Raw genomic sequence first — 11,505 nt, 5'->3', positions numbered from 1 at the left:
AGTGGGGCCCGGTGGGAACTGGCTGTCCGCATGGTGCCTGCTGTCATGGCTCTCCTTTTGAACGGTCACGCTGTCGCGGGAACTCGGCGGCGGTCGCCACCGACCAATCCCACGGACAACAGCAGTCGGACCGCCGAGCCCTCGGGTTCCGGCCAGCGCGGAGGAGAAACCATGAAGCCGTTCACATCCCAGGGCGCGGCGCCGACCGTCGAGGGACCCGCCGCTGCCACCCGCACCGAGCTCGATCCCGCGGAATTGCGCGAACGCGTCACGGCCTTCGTCACCGAACAGGTGATGCCTCAGGAAGGCAGGCTCGATGCGGGCGGCACGACAGCGGACGCGGCGCTGACCGAACTGAGGGCAGCGGCCAAAACGGCGGGACTGTGGGCGTTGCCGTTGCCGATCGAATTGGGTGGGCAGGGCCTGCCTTTCGCCGACTATGTGCAACTGGCGGAAGCCGAAGGCGCGAGTGATCACGGGCCGACGGCCCTCGGGTCGGTGTCGCTGCTGGATGTGCGGATGCTGCAACAACATGCCCGCGACCGAGTCCGCGACAGCTATCTGAAGCGATTGGTCTCCGGTGAGCTGCGCGCCGCCTATGCGATGACCGAGCCGGAAACCCCCGGCACCGATCCGGCGCTGACGGCCACCCGCGCTATCGCCCAACCGGATGACTCGTGGAGATTGACCGGGCGCAAGTGGTTCGTCAGCGGCGCCGCCGACGCCGACCTGATCGCGGTGCTCGCCCGCACCGACGGCGCCGCCCCGAGCCGTGACGGGTTGTCGCTGCTGCTGGTCCCCACCGACAGCCCGGGGTTCCGAATCGTGCGCGAAGTCCCGGTTTTCGGTATCGGCGGCCAGTGGGAGATCACCTTCGACGATGTTCGGGTGCCGGGCGACCACCTGATCGGCGAACCCGGTGCGGCATTGCGTATCGCGGGGCAGCGCCTGCAGCTCGGGCGCACGCTGCGCTGTCTGCGCTGGCTGGGGCAGGCAGAGCGCGCATTCGGGTTGATGTGCGATCGGGCGCGCAGCCGCACCCAGTCGCGCGGGCCGCTGGCCGACCGACAACTGGTGCAGCAGCACGTTTTCGAGTCATTGCTTGCCATTCGCAGTACCCGCCCGCTGGTGCACAAGGCGGCTGCACTCATCGAGGCCGGTCACGACGCCCGCACGGAAGCCGCATTGGCCAAGGTCGCTGCGGCACGGACGCTGCAGCAGGTCGCCGACGCGGCAATCCAGGTCTACGGCGCGGCCGGGCTCGGTCCCGACACCGCACTCCCGTCGCTGCTGCGCATGGGGCGGATGGCACGCCTGCTCGACGGTCCCGACGAATTGCACATCGAGGCTGTGGCGAGAAGAGTGCTGCGCTGAGATGCGTACTCAGGTATCGAAGGGTGCCACCAGTCCGGTGCAGATAGCCAGGGCGAGCGCCAGAAAGTAGTCGCCCCAGATGAGTTCGTGCGCGGTGGCAAGTCCGCGCTCGAGGTCATAGCAGCCGTCGAGCAGCATGCCGGACGGGCGCGGACCATCCGGGCCGCTCACATGCGCCGTCACGAGATGTCGAACGATCTCCACCGCCCTGGCGCGTAGGCGCTCCCGGTGCCGGCTCTCCGCCGCGGCAGCGAGTTTGAGCAAGGCCACCGCCTCGATGGCAGCTGCCGAGGTGTCGGGCGGGGCGTCCTCGATCGATTCGGCTGACGGCACCGGGGCCGCCCCGTAGTCCACCAGCCGCTCGGCGACTGCCCCATAGTCGGGATCGATGGACCACGCCGCATCGGCGAGTGCCAGCAGCAGCCAGGCCCGGCCCCTGCTCCAGCCGGACCGTGGCTGCGCGCAGGCGGTCCATTCGCCTGCGGCCCATGCCCACGCCGGTGTGCCGACCGGCTCGGCTCGCCATCGAGCCACGTGCGTGTCCAGATGCGTGCGGGCCGCTGCCATACCCGCTCGCGCATTGGCCGTGGCGAGCAATGGGACGGTGCCCGCAACGCCGTCGACCCGTGCCAGCCACCTCGAACCGCCGAATGCCGAACCCCACGGCAGTATGCCGAGATCCTGATCGAAAGCGGTCAGGCAGGACCGCGCGGCCTCGTCGCGCAGGCTCACCGCGGCACTGTCACGACCGGGCCCTGCGGCCAATGCCGTTCCGTACCACAGGATCAATCCACGAGTAGCGGTGTCTGCGGTGACCCAATGCTCCAGCTGCGCGGTGACAGTCCTCGCCGCCGACCGGTCCGTGTGCGAGCCCGTGCGCAGTGCCCGCAACCACAGCAGCCCTGCCCAGAAACCACCGGTCCAGGAACCCCGGGTTGTAGTGACCCATGCGCCGGAGCCACCATCGGCATACAGCGGGAAACGTTGACCGGTAACGGAATACGTTGATGCGACACGATCCAGCAGTACGTCGAGGGCTGCCTCGGCGGTGCTCGGCTCGATGTGCCATACGCCTTCGCGTCCCACTTCGCACGCGCTCATGCCTGCGCCCGTTCCTGCCGCGCTGGATCCTGCGGCGTCCGGTCTTGCGTCGTCCGATCCTGCAGTGCTCGATCCTGCAACGCCCGACTCCGCTGTCCTCTATCACGCAGCGCCCACGCCGCCGCGACGCCGGCCGCTGTCGCGAATTCCGCAGCCACCGTCAGCCATCCGTCGCGGTATCCGATCATCGGCAGCAGTAGCCCGAAAAGCGGTGGCCCCACGGCGAATCCGGTAAAGAAGCCCGCCGACACCAACGCCGAATCCCGTCCGGCGCGACCGGGTGCGGCGCGTTGGATAACGAGCACCATCGACACCGCATTGCCCGCCATCCCGAACACACCGACCCCTATCACTGCGACCCACACCAGGCCGTTCACCTGCGGCGCGGCCGCCAGCAGCACGGCGGCGGCCGCCGATCCGGCTGCCAACCCCGCAGGCAGCACCACCGCTACGCCCGGCTTGGCCGCCAGCCGCGCCCATCCGATGCGGCCTGCGATACCGGCCACGCCGAGCACCGCTACCAGCATTCCGGCGGCAGCGGCACCGAGTCCGAGCCGTCGCTCCCCGAACAGGGCGAGATAGGTGTTGATCGAGGCCATGCCCGCGCCGAGAAACACCGAGAACACGGCCAGCCACCGCACCACACCTGCCGCACGGTGACCCGCGTCGGCAGTGGCGCCCTGTTGATTCCGTGGCGCATCGGCCGGCAAGATCCGCCACACCCACACTGCGGTCAGCACAGCGATACCAGCGGCCACCCACACAGCGGGTCGCCAACCCGCAACGGCGGCAAGCGCGGTCAGCGGCAGCCCCGCCGCGATCGCGCCGAGCTGGACACCCGATTGCTTCGTACCCGTCACCCCCGCGCGCCGCGGTGCCGGTATCGCCGCCAATATCGCCTTGTTCGTCGCAGGGTTCGCCAATGCCTGTGGTGCACCACCGAGACCAACCGCCAGCAACAGCACCACGTATCCCGGTGCGGACGCGATCAACGCGAGCGCGCACGCGACCATGCCGAGCAGGGCACCGAGGCACCGTCGTGGGCCGAGTAGATCCACCCCCCGACCGGCAATCGGCGAGAGCAGTGCAGCGGTGCCGAACCCGACCGTCGTGGTGAATCCCAGCATCGCCGAGGACATCCCGAGGTCCGGCACGATCCGCGGACCGAGCGCACCCAGCACGAACAACTGCAACATCGAGAAACCCATAGCCGCGGTCAGCACCCCGGTCACCGATGCCACCGCCACCCGGTCCGTACGGACGTGCGGGTGTGTCTGCACTACCGCTCTCCTCCCAGCCGCGCCGCCCCATCGGCGGCCCCGAACTCGAGTAGTCGGCTGGGAGAGCGTCTCGGTTCCGGATCGAGCCGATCCGTTGCGCGATGGGACAGGCTATCGTGCGATGACGTAGCCGTCGTCCGGACGGTGGTCGCGCGAGCGGCGAAGGTCGGCGATGGCGAAGGTTCGCTGCACCCAGCGGTCTGCTCCGTCGTAGTGGGGTCGAAAGGCGGTGCGGCCGTGGACGGTCACCCGGTTGTCGACAATAACCAGGTCGCCGGGTATGAGCTTGGTGGTACGCGCGACGGTGTCGCAGGCTCGGCCGAATTCGGCCAGCGCCGTTTCCGCCCGCGGCGTCAGCGCCGTTGTCGCGATGGTGGCCATCCGGATGTCCGGGTCGTCGGCGGCGCCGAACAGCAACGGCTGCGGGGGACGCGCTTGGTTGTCCGAACCGAAGGAAGGTGGTGGTGCGGTGACGAATTCGGGTGCGAACAAGGTTTCCCGGCTCGCCGCCGTCAGCAGCGGCAGTACTTCGCGCAGGCAGGCGGTGCGCAGTCCGGCAACCCGGTCATGGTCGGCACGCAGGCACAGCAGTAGCACGTAGTCGGGCTCGTGCTGGTGAAAGGCGTTCTCGTTGTGGAAGGTCAGCAACACCGAACCGGCATTGCCCGAGAAGGTTTCCCGCCTGGGCACAGGCACGACATCCTGCACAAGGGCGCCGGACTTCTCGGCCAGGTATGCGACGGGGTCGCCGAGCCCGCACGCAACCATGGCGAGCACCGCGGCCGCGACGGTGGCCGCACGCTGCACCGAATCCGCCACCGAGGGCGTGGCGGGCAGCATTGCCTCGTCGACCGGCAGACCGTGGACCACCAGCACCCCGGATGATCCGGAGTATCGCCGGAACCGGCGCACGCTACGACGCAGCGATACCGGCAGCTCATCCGAGGCGTGCCGGGCACGCGCCACCCATTCCGGGTCGTCCACCAGGTTGCGAGGATCGCCGCACAGCGTTCGAGCCAGCTGGTCGACCTCGATCGAGTCGGCGGGCTCCAATGTCACGTCGGTGCCGTCGACGACTGCGGTATCGGCGATTTCGTGCATCAATGTCTCCTGATCGAACACACAGGCGTTCTCGGCACCTGTTCGGAAATATCGAGGCGGCGAATCGAACTCGACTGCTCAGCCGTGCCGCAGAGCCGACACCGTGTCAGCAATGTAGTGGTCGCCGAACCGGAGCAGCGGAGCATAGTGGGCGGCCCGCCGGTGCCGCATCAGCCGGAGCTCACCGACGGCGTTGTCCGGGCCGGTCGGCGATTGCGCGATGGACCTGCGCAGCCGCACCATCGAATAGGCAAGCGTGACATGGCGTTCGCTGTCCACGAGGTCGGCCTCCAGCAGTGCGTCCCTGGCGGCGGCGAGTTCGGGATCGCGGGCCACCAGCTCCTCGTAGGAGTCGGGCACCACCTTCAGCAGGTCTTTCATCGCGCTACGGAATGTCTTGTAGCCGCGGTGTTGCCGTCCGCTCAACGGCGTCGCCACCTCGGGAGGCTGCATGGTGGGGCGCACCATCGCCAGGTAATAGTCCACCGGGATGGTGCTGGCATGGATCATCGCCGCGGGAAAGCCGCGCACGTAGGTGGTGGCATGGTCGAGTCGTTCCAGCGCGGCGGCGGTCGCACCGTGGCGTAGGTGGTGCGCGGCATCGGTCACGGCGACCGCCGCGCAGATGTTGAACAGGACGTGGACCTGATGCCCGACGAGCCATCGCGCCGTCCACTCGCTCTCCAACGAGACGCCGTCGGATGCCTCCGGAATGGAGAGCGGGCCAACCTGCTCCCCGTCGGACGCTGCGGCACCGGTGAGGTCGAGCACGGCCTGCCCCATACCGGCGACCTCCACCGCCAGGTCCGCACCCGAAAGCGGCGCACTGCACAGATCCCGCAGGCCCCGGTGGATGACCAGCACACCATGCAGGGCCGCCTGCTGATCGGACAGATCCACCTCGCGGACCCGAAAAAAGGACTGGCTCACCGATTCGGCGGGCAAGTCCGCACCGACAACGGGCCCGGCCTCCTCCGACAGCGCACCGACGAGCTCTCCGGCGGCGACCGAGGCGCGCCGTATAGCTGTGGTGCGCTCGACCGGACCCGCATGAGTCGGCACCTCGGCCAAAGTCATCGCGGTCCGTTGCGCCTCGCCCCGAACGCGAGCGTTCAGGTTCAGGACGGCTGCCCCGTCCTGCACTCCCCGGAACACAGCCACTGGCGGATGCGGGTCTGTCTCCGAGGTACCCATGTCGTCCACAGTATCCCGCGACAAGCCCGTTTCGCAGGCGCTTGCCCGGAGCGCAAGGATGAATTCCCTTGCCTCGTTACATATCTCATCGTGGGGAACCGATGCCTGCGAACCGGACACGTTGCCGATTTCCCCACCGCGCATCGTATGTCCGACTTCCCGTAACCTGGACATAGGCAGTCCGCCGACGTCCGTCGAACAGAGTGGACTCGCAACCGCCGGAACTACCGCAGGCCACCGACAAAATCCTCGATGATCCGGTTGTAGGCAGCAGGTTGCTCCATGTTGGGGAAATGACCTGCGCCGGCGATGATTTCCCGTCGGCTGCCGGGGACGGCGGCGAGAAGGCGGTCCACTGTCGCAGTCAGGTCGGGGGAATCGAACGCGCCGTCGGCGGCGAGGACGGGTACCGCGATCGTCGACGCGCGCGCCGCGACAGCGACGACCGGGATGTGGTAATCCGTTTCGGACGCAGTGTGTTTGGCGAGTGTCCGAGCCGCCATCTGCCGAATCCGCCACACCATCGTGGCGTCGACCTCGTCGAGCGAGCGATGCGGGCCCGCCGCCCACTGCACAAACGCCGTCAGCCACATGTCGATGTCGCCGTGCGCTATGGCACGGGCCTGGGTGGCGTCGAGTTCTTTCGACCACGGGTCGCGATACTCCGGTTCACCGATGGCACGACCGCTCACGACCAGGGCGCGCACCAAATCGGGGTGTTCCAGTGCGGTGTCGACCGCGATCATGGCTCCCATCGATACACCGATCAGGACCGCGGGCCCGAGATCGAGATGCCGCAGCAACGCGGCCAGATCGTCGGTCTGCCGGAAAGGTCTTGTCGCGTTGGCAGATTCACCGTGCCCACGAGTGTCCGGTGCGATCACGCGGTAGCACCGAGCGAGAACGGGCAGTTGAGCGTCGAACATCGTGGAGTCGACGAAAGCCGCGTGCAACAGCACCAGCGGTCGGCCCGCACCGGCATCGCGGTACGCGAGGAGTCCGTCGCCACTGTCGAACGTGCGTGAGGATTTATTCATGACAACCAAGGTGTCATATTGAATCGTCCTTTGACAACCGAGGTGTCATAATGACCAGGTGACCGAGCCGCCGTTGCCACCCGACGAACTAGCCTCCCGACTGATGGAGGTCTTCACCCGCGTCGGCACGTTGCACCGCAGGGTCTACCGGAAGATCGAGCAAGACGCTGCGCCCCAGGGACTTTCGGTCGGCATCCGCGCCATCCTCGACCTGCTGCGCGAGCACGGCCCGATGACCGTCCCGGATATGGGCCGCGCCCAGTCCCTGAGCCGCCAGTTCGTCCAGCGCATGGTCAACGACGCGGCGGCCGCCGACCTGGTCAAGTTCCAGCCGAACCCCCTGCATCAACGCTCCTCATTGATAGCGCTGACCCCAGCCGGCACCTCGGCCATCACTGCCGCAATCATGCGCGAACACGCCCTCCTACGCCGGACCGGCGGCGGCCTCACCGACGCCGACATCTCCTCCTGTCTCGAGGTTCTCGACCACATGCTCAACCTCTTCGACGACGTCGACATGAACGGCTGACCCTCACGGGACAAGAACGGTTTTGCCCTTCGCACTTCCGGTCGACGCGTGCGCCTCGGCGGCGTCGGCGAGGTCGAACTCCCGCTCGATGTGGACGCGCAGCGCACCGGTTTCGGCGAGACCGGCGAGGTCGGTCAGATCCGCCGCCGACGGATGGACGAACACGGTCTCTAAGCGGACACCGTGCTGCTCGGCTTCGGTCGGGGTCAACCCAGGATTGTGACCGACCGTGGTGACCAGCACACCCCCCGGCTTCAACACACCGAGGGAGCGCGGTGCGTACTCGCCGCCGACCAGGTCGAATACCACATCCACCGGATCGATCGCGGCGGCGAAATCGGTTGCGGTGTAATCGATCAGCTCGTCGGCACCCAACCCGGCCAGGAAGGCGTGATTCTCGGCCCGCGCGGTGCCGACAACGTGCGCGCCGCGAGCCTTGGCAACCTGCACCGCCAGATGCCCGACCCCGCCGGCCGCGGCATGGATCAACACGCGCTGCCCGGCCTCGATCCCGGCAAGCCCGACCAAGCCCTGCCACGCAGTCAGCCCGGCCAGCGGCAACGCGCCCGCCTCCGACATCGACAGGGCCGCAGGCTTGAGCGCCAGCTCAGCGGCGGGCGCCACCAGATACTCCGCGTACGCACCCGCCGCCTTCGGGAACAGCGGCATCCCGAAAACCTCCGCACCAACCTCGAACTGCGTCACCCCCGGACCCACCGCCTCCACAACACCCGCAACATCCCAGCCCAGCGCGAACGGCGGCGCGGGAAACAGCGGGAAATGCCCGGCCCGAACCGCCGAGTCCACCGGGTTCACCCCCGCCGCCCGCACCCGAACCAGCACCTCGCCGGAACCGGGCTGCGGCCGCTCGACCTCGGTCCGATACAGCACCTCGGGCCCACCGAACCGGTCTTGAGTGATCGCGTACATCTGATCTCCATTTAGTTGACGTGAGGACTATTGCTGGCACAAATATTTACCCCACATTGTTCCTCGCGTCAACTATCCGCGCATCAAGCATGCACGCATGGACCGCCTCCTACGCCGAAGACTTCTCCCCGCAGCCTGTTGAGCGCCGGTCGGCGACGGAATCCAACTCCATCCGATCGGCCCCGGCACCGTTCACACGACGAGGCGATCGGGCAGGTTCATGGGCTCACGGCCGCCCTTCACCTTCCCTTCGACGCGCCTCGGCGACCAGATTCCGCAGCGTCGGCCACTTGACCAAGGCGGTGTCGCCGAGCGGCCTGGACATTCCGCGCAACCAATCGAGCGGCGACCATGGCGTGGGGGCAACAATCCACGCCTTACGACGTTCAGCACCGCGCAACAGCTCCGTCGCGGCTCGATCGGCGGTGATCCGCTTGGTCAGAGCACCGGGCAACAGCGCCTCCAGCCGCTCGGTCAGCGGGTCACCGTCCAGGCTGCCGTGTATCAGATCGGTGTCGACGGACCCGAAATGCGCTGTGGTAACCGCGATTCCGTCACCGGCGAGTTCGACATGCAAGGTCCGGCCGAGCGCCTCCACGCTCGCCTTGCTCACCGCGTACGGTGCGCAGAACATCCCGTTCAGGAATGAAAACACCGACGCGATGACCACGATCTGCCCCCGCTCGTCCGCAGGTGCGGCAACCCTGCCTGCACGGTGTTCCACGCACTACGCAGGTTGATATCGAGGACTCGGTCGAATTCCACTGTGCTGGTGCCGGATACGGTGACCATCTTCGGTGGCGCCAGGTACTCACTGGGGGTGAAGCCAGTGCACCAGACGATGACATCGGCACGACACGTCGAGCGACCCGGATGTGTCGATCTGGCGGCAGGACGCCAACTCCGCAGGCTTATTACGCGCGGCGAGCAGCATTCGATGTGCCACCTGCAGTACTAACGGCCGGTCGCCCGCGCGACGGCCTGGATGGCTCGGATCCGTCCGTCGGCCAGGGCCTCGGTGAGATGCTCGACCTTCTCGGCAAAACCGTCCACGAAGGTGTGTAGCCCGAGCGGGTTGGGAGGCAACGTCAGTATCAATTGCATCGTTGCCGCCGCCGTCTCGGTGAGATCATTCCAGGCTTCGATGGTGAAACCGGAGGACTCGATCACCGCGCGCAGCCGGTCGGAGGTGGCCAAGTGGCTTCGTGCTGGATCGACTGCCCAGGGCAGCGGGTAGGTGGGGTGGCCGGACGCGCCGGCGGCGATATCCCAAATGGCTAGCCGGCCATCATTCGCCAGCACCCGGCGGGCTTCGCGGTAGAGCCGCACTTTGTCAGCGACGTTCATCTGGACGTGTTGACTGAACACAACCTGGAATGCATTGTCAGCGAAGGGAAGGGCCGTAACATCGGCCCGCTGGACGGTAATCAAGTCATCCAGCCGAACAAGTCGATTCAGCCATTCGGCCGTCGAGCAGTATTCCTCGGCCAGATCGACCGCAGTGACCTTGCACCGCAGGCGGTCGGCGAGATACCGCGCGGTGCCTCCTATTCCGGTGCCGGCGTCGAGTACCTCGGTGTCGGCAGCAATATCGAGCAGGTCGACCAGTTGACTGGTGGCTATCCGACCGATGGTGTGGAAATCCTCCAGCATCCCGAGATCTGCCGGTACGAGGTGCTCGAGATCCTTTCCTGCGGCGATGAGCGCCCGTTCAATGGAGGCACGGGCGACACCGGTCTCGTACGGAGACGCCGTCATGAAAGAACCACCGCTACACCCGCGCTGAATCTGTATCGGTCGCCGCGAGCGGATCGTCGAGTCGGTCGTCGGCGGCGGGGTGTTCGTGCTGCCAGAAGGCGGACTCGCCGGAGAACCGCGGATGGGCGGGCTGCGGGTGCTGCTGCGTATGGTCGAACTTGTCGAGGCGATGCATCGGCACCATCGCGATCCGGATGGCACCCGCTAGTGAGCGGACGAAATTGCCTGCGGTACGGCGACATTCGGGCGCGGCGGCATAGCGGCGGGCGATCGTGAGGAAGTCTTCGGGTTCCACTCCGGCCACATCGCGAACGTGCGTGGTAGGACCGCCGACCTCCCATGTTCCCAGGGGTGTTTCGGGAAGATAGTTGCGTAGGCAGGACTCGAAGAACATGTCTGTTCGAAGCCGCCTCGCGTTTGCGCGGACAGCTTTCATGAACACCTTCGGAGGAACATCGACATGACGTACGTGGCGGCCCAGCGCCTCTCCCATCGCATCGGCGATATCTGCCCCGGACAGCAGCCTCGGCCCCGTCGGACGATAAGCCTTGCCGTCGTGACGATGCGGGTCGAGCAGGGCGCCCACCACCACTCGAGCGATGTCCTCGTTGGACGGAGGCGCATTACGCCCCGCGCCGTTCGGCATTGGCAGGATTCCGAACTGAGCCGCGACCGGCATCATCCCAAGGAGATAGTTGTCGGCGAAAAAACCGGGATCAATGGCAATGTGGGCGGTATCCGGTAACAGCTCGAACAGTTTGTCGTTGAACCACATCTGCCGGGTCATCAGGGACGGATGCTCAGGGCTTGCCAGCCACTGCCCCATCGCCACGATCGCTTGCACCCCCGCCCGACGTGCCGCCACCGCGAACGCAACGGCGCTGTCGAGCACATGGGGGTGGTACGGCGCGTTGAAATACAACCGGTCGACACCATCCATCGCGGCCCGGATCTGCATGAAGTCGAACATGTCGGCAATGACAATCTCCGCGCCCATGGCCGCCAGACGCGCACTGCGTGCGTCGCTGCGGTGCACCATCACCCTGGTCGCGACACCCCGTTCCAATAGCTGGGTGGCCACCGCACTGCCAACCCTGCCTGTGGCCCCAGTGACAAGCACACGTTGGTTAGTCATTGAAAATCCTTTCAGTTCCTAGTCGCTGCGACGAATGGACGGAATGTTTCCGTCGGTCACATTTGC

Annotated in this window: 11 protein-coding genes; 2 read left to right on the top strand and 9 right to left on the bottom strand. The window is 66.8% G+C overall.

All coding sequences use genetic code 11. The features are described from left to right. Positions 1-171 precede the first annotated feature (171 nt). On the top strand, positions 172-1,374 hold the full coding sequence (locus OHQ90_RS20210) for an acyl-CoA dehydrogenase family protein (protein ID WP_328399714.1): 1,203 nt from the start codon (positions 172-174) through the stop codon (positions 1,372-1,374). Between the two features lie 9 nt (positions 1,375-1,383). Here OHQ90_RS20210 and OHQ90_RS20205 read toward each other — a convergent pair whose 3' ends face one another. From OHQ90_RS20205 to OHQ90_RS20185, 5 genes are all read right to left on the bottom strand, one after another. Then, positions 1,384-2,475 (bottom strand): hypothetical protein, encoded by a 1,092-nt coding sequence (locus OHQ90_RS20205; RefSeq protein ID WP_328399712.1) that lies wholly within the window; start codon positions 2,473-2,475, stop codon positions 1,384-1,386. After that, positions 2,472-3,755 (bottom strand): MFS transporter, encoded by a 1,284-nt coding sequence (locus OHQ90_RS20200; RefSeq protein ID WP_328399710.1) that lies wholly within the window; start codon positions 3,753-3,755, stop codon positions 2,472-2,474. Before OHQ90_RS20200 ends, OHQ90_RS20205 begins: the two co-directional genes overlap by 4 nt. A 111-nt stretch (positions 3,756-3,866) precedes the next feature. Next, positions 3,867-4,856, bottom strand: a complete 990-nt coding sequence (locus tag OHQ90_RS20195; protein ID WP_328399708.1) for a TauD/TfdA family dioxygenase — start codon at positions 4,854-4,856, stop codon at positions 3,867-3,869. A gap of 78 nt (positions 4,857-4,934) precedes the next feature. After that, the gene (locus OHQ90_RS20190) at positions 4,935-6,050 is read right to left on the bottom strand and encodes a hypothetical protein (RefSeq protein ID WP_328399706.1); all 1,116 of its coding nucleotides are present in this window, start codon (positions 6,048-6,050) and stop codon (positions 4,935-4,937) included. A gap of 224 nt (positions 6,051-6,274) precedes the next feature. Further along, the gene (locus OHQ90_RS20185; RefSeq protein WP_328399704.1) at positions 6,275-7,087 is read right to left on the bottom strand and encodes an alpha/beta fold hydrolase; all 813 of its coding nucleotides are present in this window, start codon (positions 7,085-7,087) and stop codon (positions 6,275-6,277) included. 58 nt (positions 7,088-7,145) lie between these two features. Between OHQ90_RS20185 and OHQ90_RS20180 the strand changes: the two genes are divergently transcribed. Continuing rightward, positions 7,146-7,616, top strand: a complete 471-nt coding sequence (locus OHQ90_RS20180) for a MarR family winged helix-turn-helix transcriptional regulator (protein WP_328399702.1) — start codon at positions 7,146-7,148, stop codon at positions 7,614-7,616. A gap of 3 nt (positions 7,617-7,619) precedes the next feature. On the opposite strand, the gene OHQ90_RS20175 is transcribed toward OHQ90_RS20180, so the two are convergent. The 4 genes from OHQ90_RS20175 to OHQ90_RS20160 all read right to left on the bottom strand — a co-directional run bounded on the left by OHQ90_RS20175 (position 7,620) and on the right by OHQ90_RS20160 (position 11,439). Continuing rightward, the gene (locus OHQ90_RS20175; protein ID WP_328399700.1) at positions 7,620-8,546 is read right to left on the bottom strand and encodes an NADP-dependent oxidoreductase; all 927 of its coding nucleotides are present in this window, start codon (positions 8,544-8,546) and stop codon (positions 7,620-7,622) included. Between the two features lie 226 nt (positions 8,547-8,772). Continuing rightward, positions 8,773-9,270, bottom strand: coding sequence for an SDR family NAD(P)-dependent oxidoreductase (locus OHQ90_RS20170; protein WP_328399698.1), 498 nt, complete (start codon positions 9,268-9,270; stop codon positions 8,773-8,775). 230 nt (positions 9,271-9,500) lie between these two features. Further along, a complete protein-coding gene (locus tag OHQ90_RS20165) occupies positions 9,501-10,304 on the bottom strand; it encodes a class I SAM-dependent methyltransferase (RefSeq protein ID WP_328399696.1) in 804 nt (267 codons plus the stop codon). Between the two features lie 13 nt (positions 10,305-10,317). After that, on the bottom strand, positions 10,318-11,439 hold the full coding sequence (locus OHQ90_RS20160) for an NmrA family NAD(P)-binding protein (RefSeq protein WP_328399694.1): 1,122 nt from the start codon (positions 11,437-11,439) through the stop codon (positions 10,318-10,320). Between the last annotated feature and the right edge of the window lie 66 nt (positions 11,440-11,505).

It is taken from the genome of Nocardia sp. NBC_00403, from assembly GCF_036046055.1.
GTDB lineage: Bacteria > Actinomycetota > Actinomycetes > Mycobacteriales > Mycobacteriaceae > Nocardia.
This window is presented reverse-complemented; position numbering and strand designations above follow the sequence as displayed.

Bases quoted from the DNA above. Each gene is read 5' to 3' on its own strand.
- OHQ90_RS20210 (WP_328399714.1), top strand. From the start codon at position 172: ATGAAGCCGTTCACATCCCAGGGCGCGGCGCCGACCGTCGAGGGACCC.
- OHQ90_RS20205 (WP_328399712.1), bottom strand. From the start codon at position 2,475: ATGAGCGCGTGCGAAGTGGGACGCGAAGGCGTATGGCACATCGAGCCG.
- OHQ90_RS20195 (WP_328399708.1), bottom strand. From the start codon at position 4,856: ATGCACGAAATCGCCGATACCGCAGTCGTCGACGGCACCGACGTGACA.
- OHQ90_RS20190 (WP_328399706.1), bottom strand. From the start codon at position 6,050: ATGGGTACCTCGGAGACAGACCCGCATCCGCCAGTGGCTGTGTTCCGG.
- OHQ90_RS20185 (WP_328399704.1), bottom strand. From the start codon at position 7,087: ATGAATAAATCCTCACGCACGTTCGACAGTGGCGACGGACTCCTCGCG.
- OHQ90_RS20175 (WP_328399700.1), bottom strand. From the start codon at position 8,546: ATGTACGCGATCACTCAAGACCGGTTCGGTGGGCCCGAGGTGCTGTAT.
- OHQ90_RS20165 (WP_328399696.1), bottom strand. From the start codon at position 10,304: ATGACGGCGTCTCCGTACGAGACCGGTGTCGCCCGTGCCTCCATTGAA.
- OHQ90_RS20160 (WP_328399694.1), bottom strand. From the start codon at position 11,439: ATGACTAACCAACGTGTGCTTGTCACTGGGGCCACAGGCAGGGTTGGC.